Annotated in this window: 15 protein-coding genes and 1 riboswitch; of the genes, 8 read left to right on the top strand and 7 right to left on the bottom strand. The window is 65.7% G+C overall.

The genetic code is table 11. The annotated features are described in order from the left end of the window. Positions 1-37: 37 nt before the first annotated feature. Positions 38-254, top strand: a riboswitch (cobalamin riboswitch). A 162-nt stretch (positions 255-416) separates the two neighbouring features. Genes EU800_RS13010 through EU800_RS12990 form a run of 5 tightly spaced genes read left to right on the top strand, consistent with a single transcriptional unit; the run spans position 417 to position 3,945 of the window. Further along, positions 417-1,190 (top strand): DUF4198 domain-containing protein, encoded by a 774-nt coding sequence (locus EU800_RS13010; protein ID WP_242500563.1) that lies wholly within the window; start codon positions 417-419, stop codon positions 1,188-1,190. Positions 1,191-1,198: 8 nt separating this feature from the next. Beyond that, positions 1,199-1,816, top strand: a complete 618-nt coding sequence (gene cbiM / locus EU800_RS13005) for a cobalt transporter CbiM (protein ID WP_129633001.1) — start codon at positions 1,199-1,201, stop codon at positions 1,814-1,816. 8 nt (positions 1,817-1,824) lie between these two features. Then, a complete protein-coding gene (locus EU800_RS13000) occupies positions 1,825-2,487 on the top strand; it encodes a cobalt ABC transporter permease (protein WP_242500562.1) in 663 nt (220 codons plus the stop codon). Continuing rightward, the gene (gene cbiQ, locus EU800_RS12995) at positions 2,484-3,278 is read left to right on the top strand and encodes a cobalt ECF transporter T component CbiQ (protein WP_129632997.1); all 795 of its coding nucleotides are present in this window, start codon (positions 2,484-2,486) and stop codon (positions 3,276-3,278) included. The genes EU800_RS13000 and cbiQ overlap by 4 nt, the downstream gene beginning before the upstream one ends. Further along, complete coding sequence (locus EU800_RS12990) at positions 3,265-3,945, top strand: energy-coupling factor ABC transporter ATP-binding protein (RefSeq protein ID WP_129632995.1); 681 nt, start codon at positions 3,265-3,267, stop codon at positions 3,943-3,945. The genes cbiQ and EU800_RS12990 overlap by 14 nt, the downstream gene beginning before the upstream one ends. Before the next feature lie 12 nt (positions 3,946-3,957). Here EU800_RS12990 and EU800_RS26830 read toward each other — a convergent pair whose 3' ends face one another. Then, positions 3,958-4,128 (bottom strand): hypothetical protein, encoded by a 171-nt coding sequence (locus EU800_RS26830; protein WP_165354656.1) that lies wholly within the window; start codon positions 4,126-4,128, stop codon positions 3,958-3,960. Between the two features lie 117 nt (positions 4,129-4,245). After that, entirely contained in the window at positions 4,246-5,775 is a 1,530-nt protein-coding gene (locus EU800_RS12985) for a UxaA family hydrolase (protein WP_129632993.1), read from the bottom strand. Between the two features lie 219 nt (positions 5,776-5,994). Between EU800_RS12985 and EU800_RS12980 the strand changes: the two genes are divergently transcribed. Genes EU800_RS12980 through EU800_RS12970 form a run of 3 tightly spaced genes read left to right on the top strand, consistent with a single transcriptional unit; the run spans position 5,995 to position 10,638 of the window. Beyond that, a complete protein-coding gene (locus tag EU800_RS12980) occupies positions 5,995-6,480 on the top strand; it encodes a MarR family winged helix-turn-helix transcriptional regulator (RefSeq protein WP_165354655.1) in 486 nt (161 codons plus the stop codon). Then, positions 6,477-7,553: an efflux RND transporter periplasmic adaptor subunit gene (locus EU800_RS12975; RefSeq protein ID WP_129632989.1), complete on the top strand. Its 1,077-nt coding sequence runs from the start codon at positions 6,477-6,479 to the stop codon at positions 7,551-7,553. Before EU800_RS12980 ends, EU800_RS12975 begins: the two co-directional genes overlap by 4 nt. A gap of 13 nt (positions 7,554-7,566) precedes the next feature. Beyond that, positions 7,567-10,638, top strand: coding sequence for an efflux RND transporter permease subunit (locus EU800_RS12970; protein ID WP_129632987.1), 3,072 nt, complete (start codon positions 7,567-7,569; stop codon positions 10,636-10,638). 106 nt (positions 10,639-10,744) lie between these two features. Here EU800_RS12970 and EU800_RS12965 read toward each other — a convergent pair whose 3' ends face one another. From EU800_RS12965 to EU800_RS12945, 5 genes are all read right to left on the bottom strand, one after another. Beyond that, on the bottom strand, positions 10,745-11,569 hold the full coding sequence (locus tag EU800_RS12965; protein ID WP_129632985.1) for an inositol monophosphatase: 825 nt from the start codon (positions 11,567-11,569) through the stop codon (positions 10,745-10,747). A 115-nt stretch (positions 11,570-11,684) separates the two neighbouring features. After that, a complete protein-coding gene (locus tag EU800_RS12960) occupies positions 11,685-13,019 on the bottom strand; it encodes an FAD-binding oxidoreductase (protein WP_129632983.1) in 1,335 nt (444 codons plus the stop codon). After that, positions 13,016-13,831, bottom strand: coding sequence for an ABC transporter permease (locus tag EU800_RS12955; protein WP_129632981.1), 816 nt, complete (start codon positions 13,829-13,831; stop codon positions 13,016-13,018). Before EU800_RS12955 ends, EU800_RS12960 begins: the two co-directional genes overlap by 4 nt. Next, positions 13,828-14,718 (bottom strand): ABC transporter permease subunit, encoded by an 891-nt coding sequence (locus EU800_RS12950; RefSeq protein ID WP_129633073.1) that lies wholly within the window; start codon positions 14,716-14,718, stop codon positions 13,828-13,830. The genes EU800_RS12955 and EU800_RS12950 overlap by 4 nt, the downstream gene beginning before the upstream one ends. Positions 14,719-14,729: 11 nt before the next feature. After that, a complete protein-coding gene (locus tag EU800_RS12945) occupies positions 14,730-15,884 on the bottom strand; it encodes an ABC transporter ATP-binding protein (RefSeq protein ID WP_129632979.1) in 1,155 nt (384 codons plus the stop codon). Positions 15,885-15,908: the final 24 nt, after the last annotated feature.

The following is a 15,908-nucleotide window of genomic DNA, read 5'->3' as shown; positions in this document are numbered from 1 at the left end:
GCGAATTGTCCGATTGACATCTCAGGGCATCCGCGCTCACAAGAGCGTCATCTTCGGTTCCCCCGACGGATCAAGCGCCCGGGGGATTAAAGAGGGAACACGGTGCGGCGTACCCATCAGGGACCAAATCCGTGGCTGCCCCCGCAACTGTAAGCGGTGAGCGCGGTCGAACATGCCACTGGGATGCGCCCCGGGAAGGCCGACCAAGCGATGACCTGCAAGTCAGGAGACCTGCCGAAGTAGGGTATGCGGCCAGTCCGCATGCTCTCATCCACCGGACGCCGGGGTGAGCGTCTGGCGCGAAGCGGTCAGGCGCAGTCCATCCACTTCGGGCCATAACCCCTCCGTCCTTTCAGCTCCGCCGCGAACCTGAGCGGCAATGTTTGAGAGGAAACGTAGTGAACGTTTGCAAGTTAGTGTTAGCTCTGACCACGAGCCTATGTCTTCCCGTCGCCGCATCGGCGCATTTCCAACTGGCCTATTCGCCCGACACGATCATCGAACGGCCCGGCGATGTGCCGATAAAACTGATCTTCTGGCATCCATTCGACAATGGCCATGTGATGGAGATGGCGCGGCCGCTGGAGTTCTTCGCGGTCCATCGCGGTGCCCGGATCGACCTGATGGACCGGCTCGTGCCCAGCACCTTCACTGGTGTGACCAACGCTGCCGCAGCCTGGGACGGATCGGTGCCGGTCAAGCGCTCCGGCGATTACGTGATCGTGGTTGTCCCTGAGCCCTATTTCGAGCCGAGCGAGGACATCTACATTCAGCAGATCGCCAAATCCTATCTCAACCGCAACACCATGCCGACCGACTGGATGGAACCACAGGGGCTGGTGACCGAAATCCTGCCGCTCGTGAAACCGGGCAACGTGATTGCCGGCTCGACCTTCTCCGGCCAGGTGCTGCGCGAGGGCGTCCCTGTCCCCGGCGTCGAGATCGAGGTCGAATACCTGGCGGCCGAGCCCGACATGGAGACTGGCGCACCTGGGCCCGCCGTAACCGGGCCGATGCCCGGTGGCACGGTTGTCATCGTCGCCGATGAGGACGGAGTCTTTACCTTCGGCGTGCCCAAGGCGGGGCACTGGGGGTTTGCCGCGCTTGGTTCGGGCCCGGAGACGGAGTTCGAGGGCAAGCAACTCTCTCAGGACGCGGTGATCTGGATTCGCGCCTGGGACATGGAATAGGGCACGCCATGCATATCGTCGACGGAGCCCTGTCCAATCCTGTGGTCATTGCCGGCGCAGCCCTCTGCGTCGGCGGCCTTGCACAGGGCCTGCGATCGCTGCCGATCGACAAGATCCCGGCGGCGGGCGTGCTCTCGGCCACGTTCTTCGTGGCCTCGCTGGTCCATGTTCCGATTGGACCCTCCTCGGTGCATCTGGTGATGAATGGTCTTGCCGGGCTGGTCCTCGGCTGGGCCGCCTTCCCCGCGCTTTTCGTCGGCCTGGTGTTGCAGGCGGTGTTCTTCGGCTTCGGCGGACTGACGGTGCTCGGAGTCAACACCGTAGTCATCGCCGGCCCGGCGGTGATCATGGGCATCGCGCTGGCCGGCCCGGTGCGGCGAGCCGGGCCACAGACCGCCGCTTTGCTTGGTGCGCTCTGCGGCGGCGGCGCCATCGCGCTTACTGCCGGTTTCGTCGCCGCGGCGCTGGCGCTCACCGGCGACGCATTCCTGCCGGCCGCGAAGCTGGTCTTCTTCGCGCATGTTCCGGTGATGGTGATCGAGGCGCTGCTGACCGGCGCGGCGGTCTTCCTCGCCAAACAGGTCAAGCCGGACCTCTTCGACGACCTGCAAGGGGTGACCCCGTGAGACGCGTGATGCTTCTCACCCTTGCGCTCGCCCTCGCGCCGCTCCCGGCGGTGGCCCACAAGGTGATCATGGGCGTCTTCCCCTCCGGCGACCGGATCGAGGGAGAGGTCGGCTTCACCGGCGGCAAGGCGCCGGTCGGCCTGACGATCGAGGTCTTCGACCCGGCGGGCACCAAGCTCGGCGAGACAGAGACCGATGCCGAGGGGTTCTTCGTCTTCACACCGACGCAACCGGTCGAGCACCTGTTCCGAACCGATCTCGGCGCGGGCCATGTCGCGGAGACAACCATGTCCGCGGCGGATGTCTCCACTATCATCGCGCGGTCGGGTGCCGACGCAGCGGCGGCGACACCCGGCGCGGAAGCAACCATCGCATGGACCGAGAGCGCGCAGGCCGCATCTGCCGCCCCCGAAACTGCGCCTCCGGCCAGTTCCGCGAGCGGCATCGCCTGTTCCCCGCCGCAGGTCACCGTGGCAGCGGTGACCCCCGGCGAGATCGACGCCATCGCCAAGGCCGTTCGTGACGAGATGCGGCCGCTGCGCCGGGAGATCTCGGCCTACAAGGAGAAGAATGACCTTCAGACGATCCTTGGCGGCATCGGATATATCGTCGGCCTCTTCGGTCTCGGCTTCTACCTCGCTGCCCGACGCAAGCTGAAAGCGACCGGATGAGCCCTGTCCTCGCCACGCTCAGAAAGCCGACCGGCCCAACCGGCGCCAACCGGCAGCTGAGCTGGCTCGGCCGGGTCGACCCGCGGGCCCGCATCCTCGCCGCGGCGGGCTTCGCTGTGGTGACGGTCTCCCTGAGCGGCTTCGTCGCCCTGACCGCCGCGCTCTGCGTCGCGCTCGTGTTGCTCTCGGCCTCGCGGCTGCCGGCGAAACCCACGCTGAAGCGCATGGCGGCGATGGACAGTTTCATCCTGTTCATCCTCGCGATGCTGCCCTTCACCGTGCCGGGCACACCGATCTTCACACTCTGGGGTATTCCCGCCTCCTGGGAGGGTCTGCGGCAGGCCGCCGAGATCGCGCTCAAAGCCAACGCGGCGGTGCTGGCACTGATGGCGCTCGTCGGGACGATGGAACCGGTGACGCTCGGGCACGCGCTGCATGCGATGCGGGTTCCAGCCGCGCTGGTGCATCTCCTGATGTTCACGGTCCGCTATATCGACACGCTGCGCGAGGAATACCTGCGCCTGAGACTGGCGATGAAGGCGCGCGGCTTCCGCCCCTCGACCCGCTGGCACTGCTACCGCAGCTTCGGCTACCTGGTCGGCATGATGCTGGTTCGGTCGATGGAACGGTCCGAGCGCATCCTTGACGCCATGAAATGCCGCGGCTTCACCGGCAACATCCCGCTGCTCGACCGGTTGGCCTTCGGCGCCGGCGACATCGCCTTCGGTGCAGGGTTTGCGGCGGTTCTGGCCGGGCTCGTCGTCCTGGAGCTCCTGCATGGCCTTGCTTGAGCTCGCAGGCATCCGCTTTGCCTATCCGCACCGCCCGCCGGTGCTCGCCGGTGCCGACCTTGTGCTCGAGGCCGGCGAGCGGCTGTGCATCACCGGCCATAACGGCGCCGGCAAGTCGACGCTGCTGCGCATCGTCGTGGGGCTGCTGCGCCCCTCCGAAGGGCGCGTGATCGCATTCGGCGCCGAACGCCGGACGGAGGCGGAGTTTCACGAGGTGCGCCGCCGCGCGGGTTTCGTCTTCCAGGACCCCGACGACCAGCTCTTCTGCCCGACCGTCGCCGAGGACATCGCCTTCGGGCCGCTGAACCTCGGCGCGCGCCGGAGCGAGGCGATGGACATCGTCGAGCGGGTACTGGTCCGGCTCGACCTGATGCATCTGCGGGACCGCATCACCCACACGCTCTCGGGCGGCGAGAAGCGGCTGGTGACACTCGCCACCGTTCTGGCGATGGACCCGGAGGTGCTCCTGCTCGACGAGCCGACGAATGCGCTCGACGAGGAAAACGAGGCCCGGCTCGTCGAAATGCTTCTGAGCCTGCCGCAGGCGATGATCATCGTCAGCCACAATGCTCATTTCCGCCGCCATCTGCTTACGCGGACGTTGCGGCTCCAGGATGGTCGCCTGACCCCGCCAGATCCAAACTGTCCGCACGCCGTCGGCGCGTAAGCCGCCTCGTCCTCAGCGTTTCTCGCAGACCCAGCCACGCATGTTCGAGGCGCGATTCTCGCAAAGCGACTTGCTGGGGTAGCACTGGATGGTCTTGCCGTTCAGGTTGATGAGGCAGAAATCCTCCGCCTGCGCGACGCCACCGACGCTGGTCAGCGCCGCAGCCAGAACGAGTCGTTTCATCGGGTCCTCCGTAGTCCTCTCGCACCTCGTCCAGCAGGTAGCCCGGGCGTGGTCGGCGTCAAACCGGCCCCGCGCGGACGGGTGTCGCGAGGGACTCACGCCGGGCTCTTGGGATCGCTACATGACCGAGCCGACGATCCAGGGCGTGAACTCGTTGTCGCCAAAACCGAGTTCCTCGCTCTTCGTGCGTTCCCCCGAGGCGACGGCGAGGCAGTGCTCGAAGATCTGCCGTCCCATCTCCTCGGTGCTCACGCCCTCCGAGACGATGACGCCGCAATTGATGTCCATGTCGTCGGACATGCGTTCGTACATCGCGCTGTTGGTGGCGAGCTTGAGCGACGGCGCGGGCTTGTAGCCGAAGACCGAGCCGCGGCCGGTGGTGAAACAGACGAGGTTGGCGCCGGCGGCCACTTGTCCGGTGATGGACACCGGATCATAGCCGGGACTGTCCATGAAGACGAAGCCGGGCGTCGTGACCTTCTCCGAATAGTCGTAGACGCCGACGAGGTTGCTGCTGCCACCCTTTGCGGCCGCGCCGAGCGACTTCTCGAGGATCGTCGTCAAGCCGCCGGCCTTGTTGCCGGGGCTCGGATTGTTGTCCATCGAGCCGCCGTTACGCGCCGTGTAGTCCTTCCACCACGCGATCCGTTCGAGCAGCCTGGCGGCCACTTCGGGGCGCTCCGCACGGCGGGTCAGAAGGTGCTCGGCGCCGAAGATCTCCGGCGTCTCGGCGAGGATTGCTGTGCCGCCGTGGCGCACGAGGATGTCGGTGGCAACTCCGAGCGCGGGATTGGCGGTGATGCCGGAATAGCCGTCCGAGCCGCCGCATTGCAGCGCGATCGACAGGTGCTCGGCCCCGACCTCCTCCCGCTTCATCGCATTGACCTGCGGCAGCATTGCCTCGATCCGGGCGATCCCCTCGGCCACCGTTTTACGCGTTCCACCGGCTTCCTGGATGTTCATGCGGTGGAACCCGGCGCTCTCGGTCAGGCCATAGGTTTCCATCAGCATCGAGATCTGCGCCATCTCGCAGCCGAGCCCGATCATCAGGATGCCGCCGAAATTCGGATGCGTCGCGTAGCCTGCGAGCGTCCGCATGAGCATGCGGTATCCCTCGCCTTCCATGATCATGCCGCAGCCTGTGCCGTGAACGAATGCCGCGACACCGTCGACGTTGGGGTAGTCGGCAAGGACCTCCGGCGTGAAATGCGCCGCCACCATTCGCGCCACTGTCGCCGAGCAGTTCACGGTGGTCAGCACGCCGATATAGTTCCGCGTGCCGACGCCGCCGTCGGGGCGGCGAAAGCCGCGGAAACGCGCGCGCGCCTCGGGCGCGACGTGTTCGGTCGGGCGCGCATCGACGCCTGGAGCCGGATCGCGGTCGAAATCGGCGCGGTAGTCGCAATTCTGCACATGTACATGTTCGCCCGCCGCGATCGAACGGCCCGCGAAGCCGATGACCTGGCCGTATTTGCGGATGGCCGCCCCCGGAGCGATCGCGAAACGCGCGATCTTGTGCCCCATTGGCACCGATGCAGCGGCGACAAGCGCCCCGTCGAGCATTTCTCCCGGGGCGATTTCCTTGAGCGCTATCAAAACGTTGTCGTCGTCGTGTAGGCAAAGTGTCGAATGCGTCTGCTGAGTCATGGCGGTATCCGGTCCCGAAGATGGCCGCAGAATAGCGAAGGCCAATCAGTATTCAATCGTTAAAATACCCTCTGAACCTCCCGGCATGTCGGGGGCGTCACCGGCGCATGACAATACCCTATCCCCTTGAACATTTCGAATTTCGAAGTATTTCCCGTGACAAGCCAAAGGGCCGCGATGACCGATTCGAAACCTTTCCGTGGCAGTCAGGAGACCGCGATGACCGACTCGAAGGACTGCATTCTTGGAGACGAGATCGAGAGGATCCCGCGCGAGTTGCGGATCATCTTCGGGAACCTGCTGCTGACGCGCAGGCTCGAGGAACGCATGGAGGAATTCTCCATCGACGTCCCGCTCAGCAAGTCCGAGCGGCATATGCTGGTGCATCTGGGCGTGCCGCGGCGGATGGGCCGGATCGCCGAAGATCTCAACACCCAGCCGTCGACGGTCACCGCGGTCGCCGACGAACTGGAACGCAAGGGCCTTCTCGAGCGCGCTCGTGACCCGGACGACCGGCGCGCCTGGAAGTTGCGCCTGACCGACCGCGGCACTGCCGCGCGACGGGACCTGATAGAGACCACCGTCGCGAAGTTCCGGGAGATCACCGGCCTCGACGCAAAAGACATGGACGACCTCGCCGCGCTGATGGACCGCGTGACCGCGCGCATCCTGGAGACCGGCTTCCCCAAGGGATTGACGCTATGAAATCGAAACACGCAATTGCCATCGCGATCACCGCCACGGCCATCGCCCTCGGTGCGATCGCCCAGGGCGCGATGGACAGCGCCCCTGCGCCGCAAGAAACCGCGCTCAAGCCGGTCAAGCTGATGACCGTGGATGCCGAGGAACGGGTGCTGCAGCGAACCTTTTTCGGAAAGGTGGTCGCCCGTCGGACGGTCGACCTCGCCTTCCAGGTCGGGGGTCAGATCCGTGAATTCCCAATCACCGAGGGCAGCACGATCGCTCAGGGCGAGCTGATCGCCCGGCTCGACCTCCGGCCCTTCGAGCTGGCCCTGGAGCAGGCGAAGCTGCAAAAGACACAGGCGGATCGCGACGTGGCGCGGCTGCGGAAACTCAAGGGCACCAGCGTCAGCCAAGTCTCGATCGACGATGCCGAAACGGCCGCGGCGCTGGCCGAGATCAAGGTCGAGAATGCCGAAATCGCACTGGACGACGCCACGCTCCATGCCCCGTTCGATGCGCTCATCGCCTCCCGCTCGGTAGAGAACTTCACAACCATATCGGCAGGCACGCCGGTCGTGCGGCTGCATGACATGTCCGAGATTCGGGTCGAGGTGGATGTGCCGGAAGTGCTGGTCCAGAAGGCGAACCTGGCCGACAACGTGACCGTCCTCGCCCGCTTCCCAAACTCAAATGTCGACTACGCAATGAGCGTTCGCGAAATCAAGGCCGAGACATCGACCATCGGCCAGACCTACCGCGCGACTTTCGGCATGGCCCCGCCAAAGGGGCTCGCCGTGCTACCCGGATCGTCGGTCACCGTGACCGCAACGCTGAGCCGCGACGGCAGCCGCATTCTGCTGCCGGCTTCTGCGATCGCCATCGACCCTGACGGCGCGACATATGTCTTTCGCTTCGAGCCCAGAGGTGCAGACACCGGACGGTTGTCTCGCGTTCCCATGTCGATCGAACCGACGGAGGACGGGCGGGTCGAGGTGACCGCCGGACTGCTGGTCGGGGAGGAAATCGCACTCGCCGGTGTCGACGCGCTCGAACAAGGCCAGCAGGTGCGCCGTTTCACCGGCTTCGGCAAGTGACGGGGGCATCCGGATGACCATCGCAAGCGCTTCCATCGAGCGGCCGATCTACACCTGGCTGGTGATCCTCGGCTGCCTTCTTGGCGGACTCTGGGGCTTCGACAGCATTGGCAGGCTGGAAGACCCCGCCTTCACGATCAAGAACGCCGTTATCGTCACCACCTATCCCGGCGCCACGGCCGAGCAAGTGGCCACGGAAGTGTCCGAACCCATCGAGTCCGAGATCCAGAAGATGGGCGAGGTCAAGACGATCACGTCGATGAACCGGCCCGGCTATTCGCTGATCGAGGTCGAGGTGAAGTCCAATTTCGACGGCAGCGAGTTGCCGCAGATCTGGACGGACCTGCGCAACCGCGTGGCTGACGCCCCCTTGCCGGAGGGCGTCAGCACGCCCTTCGTCAACGACAGTTTCGGCGATGTCTTCGGTCTCTTCTACGCGATCACCGCACCGGGTTTCTCGGATGCCGAGAAACACGACCTCTCCGCCTTCCTGCGCCGCGAATTGCTCGCCGTGGACGGCGTCGCGGATGTCGAGGTCTCGGGACTGCCCAACGAGGCGATCTTCGTCGAGCCGAGCATGGCAAGGGCAGTCAACCAGAACATCTCGCCAAATGCGCTCGCCGCCGCCATCGCGACGGCGGATTCGGTTGCGCAGGCCGGGGCTGTGGACCATGCGCCGAACCGCACCATCATCCAGCACCCGCAAGGCGACGACAGTGTCTCGGACATCGCCGGGCTCACCGTCGGCGTCGCCGGCGAGGTGCTGAACCTCATCGACGTTGCCGATGTCTCGCGCGGTCGCCAGGACAATCCCGCGATCATCATTCGCCACAATGGCGAGGAAGCGTTCACCCTCGGCGTCGCCGGCATCGAGACCGAGAACATTGTTGCGGTCGGCGAGCGGGTCGACGCGCGACTCGCCGAACTTGACGACGAGATTCCCTTCGGCGTCGGCATCCAGCCGATCTACCAGCAGCATGTCGTTGTCGACCAGGCGGTGAACAATTTCCTCCAGAGCCTCGCGCTCTCGGTGGCAATCGTGGTCGTGGTGCTTGCGCTTGCCATGGGCTGGAGGGCCGCGATCGTGGTCGGCGCGACTCTCCTGCTAACGGTGGTCGGCACGGTCTTCTTCATGGACGCCTTCTCGATCGAACTCGAGCGGATCTCGCTTGGCGCACTGATCATCGCAATGGGAATGCTTGTCGACAATGCGATCGTGGTCGCCGAGGGCATGCAGGTCGCCATGCAGCACGGCCGCCGCGGGCCGGAGGCGGCCGACGAAGCGACCCGCAAAACCCAGATCCCGCTGCTCGGCGCGACGGTGATCGGTATCATGGCCTTTGCCGGAATCGGCACCTCGGACGACGCCACGGGCGAGTTCCTGTTCTCGCTCTTCGCCGTTATCGGCATCTCGCTCATGCTGTCCTGGGTGCTGGCGATCACGGTGACGCCCTATCTCGGCAACAAGCTCTTCCGGCAACTCGAAGAGGGCGCGCACGATGCCTATGGCGGCCCGCTCTTCCGCGCCTATGGCTGGATGCTCGGGATCGCGCTGCGCCTGCGCTGGCTGGTCGTCCTCGGCCTAGTCGTGCTCACCGCGTTCTGCTTCGATGCTTTCACTCGGCTGCCGCAGCAATTCTTCCCCGACAGCAATACGCCGCTCTTCTTCGTCCACTACAAGCTGCCGCAGGGCAATTCGATCGAGACCACTTCCGAGCAGATGAAGATCGTCGAGGACTGGCTCGCGGAGCGGGAGGAGGTCGTCGCTGTCACGACCTTCGTCGGCCAGGGCGCGACCCGCTTCATGCTCACCTATTCGGCGGAGAACCAGAACCCGACCTATGGCCACATGATCGTGCGCACCCACACGCTCGACGAGATTCCGGCGCTCAAGGCCGATCTCGATCGTTTCGGAGCCGAGGCCCTCCCGGAGGGCGAGTTCCGCAGCAAGCGTCTGGTCTTCGGCCCGGGCGGCGGCGCGGATATCGAGGCCCGGATCTCGGGGAACGACTCCGAGGTGCTGCGCAAGCTGGCTGCGGAGGCCGAGAGCATCATTGCGCGCGAGACCGATGGCATCGACCAGATGCGCACGGACTGGCGGGAACAAGAGCTCGTGCTGCGCCCGATCTACTCGACCGATCGCGCCCAGGCGGCCGGCATCACCCGCGACGACATCGCCGGCACCCTGCTTTACGCCACTGACGGCTCGCGCGCAGGCACTTATCGCGAGGAGGACCGGCTGATCCCGATCATCCTTCGCGAGCCGCGCTCATCGGGACTGACCCTGATGGACCAGGTGGTCTATTCGGCTTCGGCCCAGTCCTTCGTGCCGCTCGAACAGGTGATCGACGGTTTCGAGTTCATCCCCGAGAACACGCTGGTGCACCGCCGCGACCGACAGCTCACCATCACCGTCGGCGCCGACGTGGCCGACGGGCGCAACGTCGACGCCGTGCAGGGCGAGATCCGCACCGCGGTCGAGGCGATGGACCTGCCCATTGGCTACAAGCTCGAATGGGGCGGGGAATACGAGAAGTCCACGGAGGCACAGGCCGCTCTCGGCACCAAGCTGCCGATGTCCTTCCTGATCATGGTGCTGATCTCGATCCTGCTCTTCAACGCGCTGCGCCAGCCGCTCGTGATCTGGCTCCTTGTGCCGATGTCGGTCAACGGCGTGGTCATCGGGCTCGGCCTGACCGGCCTGCCCTTCTCCTTCACCGCGCTCCTCGGCCTGCTCTCGCTCTCGGGAATGCTGATCAAGAACGGGATCGTGCTCGTCGAAGAGATCGACATCATGCGGGCCGAGGGCCAGGAGTTGAAACCGGCGATCATCCGCGCGTCGACCTCGCGCCTGCGCCCGGTGGTGCTCGCCGCGGCGACGACGATCTTCGGCATGGTGCCGCTCTTGTGGGACGCCTTCTTCGTCTCGATGGCGGTGACGATCATGGGCGGCCTCGCCTTCGCCACGATCCTCACGCTCGTCGCCGCGCCGACACTCTACTACATCTTCTTCCGGCGCGGCGAGATCCGGGAGAAGCGGGCCAGGACGGCGCGGGAGACAGCGGGACAGGCGTTGCCGACGTAAAGCGGTCGCGCCTGATCCGTTTTGAGGGCGGGAGAAGCGCGTCGGTCAGATCTTTCGATCGACCGCGCGCCCTTGCGCAGATCCGGACGGCGTTGCCGCCAGCTGGTCACTCGAGCAGCCAGACGAACCGGGCGCGAAGCTCCGCCAGCGTCTCCGCGTCGCGCGCGGAGATCATGTAGCCGGAGGTGAAGGTGGGAGAATAGGCGCGGCCGTCGAGCATGCCGACCTCGCCACCGGCTTCCTGCAGCGCGAGGACACCCGCGGCGTGGTCCCAGGGGTTGAGCTTGATCGCGAACCCGAAGCGGCCGTTGCCCATGCAGAGCATCCGGTAATCGTGGCAGGCGCAGCCGAGATCGCGCACGCGGTTGTAGGGCATCAGCCCTTCGAAGAACCGCACGCGCTTCTCCTCCGGCAGCAGCCACGGGCTGGCAAACCCGGAAATCGGATCGCCCCGGGTGACGTCGAGCCGCTCGCGGCGACCATCCGCAGTGCAGAACCACGCCCCGCCCCCCTTTCGCGCCATCACCCAGTCGTCATTCAGCGGATCGTAGAGCAGGCCAAAGACCGTCTCGGCCCGATGCGTCACCGCCAGGAGCACGCCGAAAGTCGAGAGCCCCTTGGCGAAGTTCCAGGTGCCATCGACGGGATCAATGATGACACAGGTCTCGGACGCGCCGATCCGCTCGAGCACCGTCGCGTCCTCGGCGACCGCCTCCTCGCCGACAACCGCGGCCCCGGGCAGGATGTCACCGATGGCGGCGGTGATCGAGAGCTCGGCACGCCGGTCAGCCTCGGTCACGAGGTCTTCGGCATGGGCCTTGGCATCTGCGCCCTCGGGGCCGAGATTGCGGAACCGCGGCAAGATCTCCTCGCGCGCGGCCTTCCGGACCGCCTCGATGAGGGCGGCCTCCTGCTCCTGGGTGGGAATCATGGGATGTCCTTTTCGTCTTTTCAGATCGTCGCGCCTTGGCGCGTCGCCGCCGGTATAGCCGGGCGGAGCGGTCGGTGTCAGCGCGTTGATCCACCGCACCGGCGCGCTCTGCGGGTCAGGCGCCGTCCATCATGGCGTGGAGGGGAAGGATCGCGCGCAGCAGGGTGCGGCGATGGCGGCCAAAGGGGAAGCGAGCGAGTGGCTTGGCCATGAGCTTCGGATAGGGAAGTTCCGGGGGGCGGCCAAGGGCGAGCCGGGCGAGCAGCGCGCCGGCATAGCTGCCCATGGCGACGCCGTTGCCATGATAGCAGAGGCCGGCAAACGCCGCCTCGACACCCGGAAGCGGGCCGACGAACGGCGTCCGGTTGCGGGCCAGCGCGACGAACCCGGACCACAGATGCGTCGTCTCGACGGTCGCCCAGGCGGGAAAGAGCCTGTCGAAATCGGCCCGGGCGCGGGCGCCGATGGCCGCCAGCGCCTCAGGCGTGGCGCGGATCGCACCGCGCATTCCGAAAAGCATGCGTCGGTCGGGCAGCAGCCGGAAGTAATGCAGAAGGGTGCGGCTGTCGTAGCACATTTGCCCGGTGGTCCAGCCCTGCGCGGCGATCTCGGCGGTGGTGAGCGGACGGGTAACGAGGATGTTGGATTGCAGCGGCAGATAGCGGGCGGCAAGGCCCGGGAGGTCGTCCGAACTGTAGCCATTGGTGGCCAGGATCAGGCGGCGCGCGGTCAGCTCGCCCGCGGGGGTGGCAATCTTCCAGACATCACCCGACCGGCGAATGGTCTCGGCCGGGCTCGCCGCAAAGACGCGGGCGCCAACATCCGCGGCCGCTTGCGCGAGCCCGAGTGCATATTTCAGCGGGTTGAGGGAGAAGCCGACAGGCGTCGTGACCGCACCGTGGAACGCGCCGGACGCCATGCCGGCTGCGGCAAGCTCCGCGCGCGACAGGATTTCGCAGGTTACGCCATGGACGTGGCGCATGTGTCGGGCGGTCGCCTCGAGCTGCGGGATGGCCTCGGCGCGATGCGCCAGCATCGTCTCGCCCCGGGAGCCGGTGTCCGCCTCGATGCCGAGGCGATCCAGCAGGTCGGCAACGAGGTCAATGGCGGCGCGTTCGGCGTCGAAAAAGCACTGCGTGTCCTCTGCGCCGTAACGCCTCGCAAGGCCGTCCGCGTCGAGCGCGGTGCCCCCGAGGCAGCAGAAACCGCCATTTCGGCCGGAAGCGCCCCAGCCGGGGGCGTTCGCGTCGATGAGCGCCACATCCGCGCCCGCCTCGGCGAGGTGGAGTGCGGCGGAAAGGCCGGTATAGCCGCCGCCGACAATGGCGATGTCGGCGCGCATGGCGCCGTCGAGGCGCGGCCAGGCGTGGCGTTCGGAGACGGTCGAGGGCCAGTAGCTCCGGGCGACCGGCCCCTCGCCGTAGCCGAAGGGCTCGTAGATCCGACTCACGCCTGCGCCGCGTCGCGTTCCTCGCGGGCCTGCCGGGAGATTGCACGCTTGGTGACGAGCGAGGCCGTGATAACGCCGATCGCGACGATCGCGATCATGATCGTCGACAGCGCGTTGATCTCCGGCGAGACGCCGAGACGGACGGAGGAGAAGATCTTGATCGGCAGCGTCGTGGAGGACGGCCCGGCGGTGAAGGAGGCGATCACGAGGTCGTCCAGCGAAAGCGTGAAGGCCAGCAGCCAGCCCGAGAGGACGGCCGGGAAGATGATCGGCAGCGTGACCAGCCGGAACGCCTCGAAGGGGGTGCATCCGAGATCGAGCGCGGCCTCCTCGACAGACCGGTCGAAGGAGACGAGCCGCGAGGAGACGACGACCGAGACATAGCACATCGAGAAGGTCGTGTGCGCCAGCACGATGGTGAAGACGCCGCGGTCGAGTCCGACGGCGATAAAGAGCAGCAGAAGCGAGAGGCCGGTGATGACCTCGGGCATGACCAGCGGCGCGTAGATCATCCCCGAAAACAGCGTGCGGCCGAAGAAACGGCCGCCGCGGACCATGACATAGGCCGCCATCGTTCCGAGCACCGTCGCCAGCAGCGAGGAAGCGAACGCGACCTTGAAGGTCACGAGCGCGGCGTCGAGGAAGGCTTCGTTGCGGATCAGCTCGCCATACCACTTGGTCGAGAAACCCGCCCAGACCGTCACCAGCTTGCTCTCGTTGAAGGAGAAGATGATGAGGATCAGCATCGGGATGTAGAGGAAGGCGAAGCCGAGCGTCAGCGAGACGGTGTTGAACCAGGTGAGGCGTCTCATTTCCCGGCCTCCTGCTGGCGTTCCTGCTGGCGCTGGAAGAGCACGATCGGGACGATCAGCAGCAGGAGCAGGATGACGGCGACGGCGGAGGCCACGGGCCAGTCGCGGTTGGAGAAAAACTCCTCCCAGAGAACCTTGCCGATCATTAGGGTCTTCGAGCCGCCCAGCAGTGACGGGATGACGAATTCGCCGAGCGCGGGGATGAAGACGAGGAAGCAGCCGGCGATAACACCGGGGCGCGAGAGCGGCAGGGTGACCAGCCAGAAGGCAGATGTGCGGGTGCATCCGAGATCTTCGGCGGCCTCGAGCAGCGAGATGTCGAGCTTCTCCAGCGTGGCGTAGATCGGCAAGATCATGAACGGCAGGTAAGTGTAGACGATGCCGATGAAGACCGCCCAGTTGGTGTTGAGGATGGTAAGCGGCTCCGAGATCAGGCCGGTCCAGAGCAGGAACTGGTTCAGGAAACCCTCGTTCGACAGGATCCCCATCCAAGCGTAGACGCGGATCAGGAAGGAGGTCCAGAACGGGAGGATCACCAGCATCATCAGTGCAGGGCGCCACTCGTCCGGCGCGTTGGCCATGCCGTAGGCGATGGGAAAGCCAACCAGCAGCGTAAGCAGCGTCGAGGTAACAGCGATCTGGAGGCTGGAAAGATAGGCCTTCCAGTAAAGGTCGTCCTGCGTGAGCCAGGTGAAGTTCTCGAAATCGAGCTGCGAGAAGAAGTTGCGGAGCCCCTGCAGGCCGGCCGAGAGATCCAGCGTCGGCGTGTAGGGCGGGATAGCGAGCGCGGTGTCGGAGAGCGAGATCTTCAGCACGATCGCGAACGGCACCAAAAACAGGCCCAGAAGCCAGAGATAGGGAACGAGGATAAGGACGGCACGCCGCAGGTTCATCGCGCTCACTCCGTCAGAACGACGCCGGCGGATTCCGACCACGAGAGCCAGACCTCGTCTTCCCAGGTGAACGGGCGCCTGGAGATCCGGCGGCGGTTGGATTCCTCGGCCTTGATGATCTGGCCGGTCGGAAGCTGGACATGGTAGGTCGAGAGATTGCCGAGATAGGCGATATCGAGGATACGCCCCCGCATGATGTTGGCCTTGCCCTCGGGATGCTCCTTGGTGATGTTCACCTTCTCGGGACGGATGGCGAAGGTGCAGCGCGTGCCGTCTGCGATCGGTTGCATCGGCGTGCCGACGATCGGCGGGGCGCCCTCGGCCCAGTGGATTACCACCTTGCCGTCCTCGTGATGCGCGGTGGCGTTGCCCTCGACGAGGTTCACCTCGCCGATGAAATCCGCGACATAGGCGCAGTTGGGCAGCTCATAGATCCGCGCGGGCGTGTCGACCTGCACCATGCGGCCGTGATCCATCACCGCGACGCGGGAGGCGACCGTCATCGCTTCCTCCTGGTCGTGGGTGACGATGACGAAGGTGGTCTCGGTCTTTTCCTGGATTTCCATCAGCTCGAACTGCGTCTGGGTCCGGAGCTTGGCGTCGAGCGCGCCGAGCGGTTCGTCGAGCAGCAGGAGCTTCGGCGCCTTGGCGAGGCTGCGCGCCAGCGCAACCCTCTGCCGCTGGCCGCCGGAAATCTGGTGCGGCTTGCGGGCGGCGAATTTCTGCAGCTGCACGAGCCGCAGCATCTCCTCCACCCTTGCGTCGATCTGATCCTTGGGCATCCCCTCGCGTTTCAGGCCGAAGGCGATGTTGTCGCGCACCGAGAGATGCGGGAAGAGCGCGTAGGACTGGAACATCATGTTGACCGCCCGCTTGTTGGGCGGCACCGCGCCGATGTCGCGGCCATCCAGCAGGATGTATCCCTCGGTCGGCGTCTCGAACCCCGCCAGCATCCGCATCAGCGTGGTCTTGCCGCAGCCGGAGGGCCCCAACAAGGCGAAGAACTCGCGCTCGTAGATGTCGATGGTCAGATTGTCGATCGCAGTGAAATCACCGAACCGCTTGGTGACGTTCTGAAACTGGATCAGCGGTCGTTTCGCGGGGTCGTTCCAGGGCTCGAAAACAGCCGGACCGGGCGCGGCGGGAGCGGGATCGGACATGGGATTCCTTTCCGGAGGAATACG

Source organism: Tropicimonas sp. IMCC6043, assembly GCF_004146235.1.
In the GTDB taxonomy this organism is placed as follows: domain Bacteria; phylum Pseudomonadota; class Alphaproteobacteria; order Rhodobacterales; family Rhodobacteraceae; genus Tropicimonas.
Note: the sequence above shows the minus strand (reverse complement) of the source record. Positions and strands in the feature narration are given on the sequence as shown.

Excerpts from the sequence above, each read along its gene's own strand:
- EU800_RS12980 (WP_165354655.1), top strand. The coding sequence starts at position 5,995 with ATGACCGACTCGAAGGACTGCATTCTTGGAGACGAGATCGAGAGGATC.
- EU800_RS12965 (WP_129632985.1), bottom strand. The coding sequence starts at position 11,569 with ATGATTCCCACCCAGGAGCAGGAGGCCGCCCTCATCGAGGCGGTCCGG.
- EU800_RS12990 (WP_129632995.1), top strand. The coding sequence starts at position 3,265 with ATGGCCTTGCTTGAGCTCGCAGGCATCCGCTTTGCCTATCCGCACCGC.
- EU800_RS12945 (WP_129632979.1), bottom strand. The coding sequence starts at position 15,884 with ATGTCCGATCCCGCTCCCGCCGCGCCCGGTCCGGCTGTTTTCGAGCCC.
- cbiQ (WP_129632997.1), top strand. The coding sequence starts at position 2,484 with ATGAGCCCTGTCCTCGCCACGCTCAGAAAGCCGACCGGCCCAACCGGC.
- EU800_RS12975 (WP_129632989.1), top strand. The coding sequence starts at position 6,477 with ATGAAATCGAAACACGCAATTGCCATCGCGATCACCGCCACGGCCATC.
- EU800_RS13000 (WP_242500562.1), top strand. The coding sequence starts at position 1,825 with ATGCTTCTCACCCTTGCGCTCGCCCTCGCGCCGCTCCCGGCGGTGGCC.
- EU800_RS12970 (WP_129632987.1), top strand. The coding sequence starts at position 7,567 with ATGACCATCGCAAGCGCTTCCATCGAGCGGCCGATCTACACCTGGCTG.
- EU800_RS12985 (WP_129632993.1), bottom strand. The coding sequence starts at position 5,775 with ATGACTCAGCAGACGCATTCGACACTTTGCCTACACGACGACGACAAC.
- cbiM (WP_129633001.1), top strand. The coding sequence starts at position 1,199 with ATGCATATCGTCGACGGAGCCCTGTCCAATCCTGTGGTCATTGCCGGC.
- EU800_RS26830 (WP_165354656.1), bottom strand. The coding sequence starts at position 4,128 with ATGAAACGACTCGTTCTGGCTGCGGCGCTGACCAGCGTCGGTGGCGTC.
- EU800_RS12955 (WP_129632981.1), bottom strand. The coding sequence starts at position 13,831 with ATGAGACGCCTCACCTGGTTCAACACCGTCTCGCTGACGCTCGGCTTC.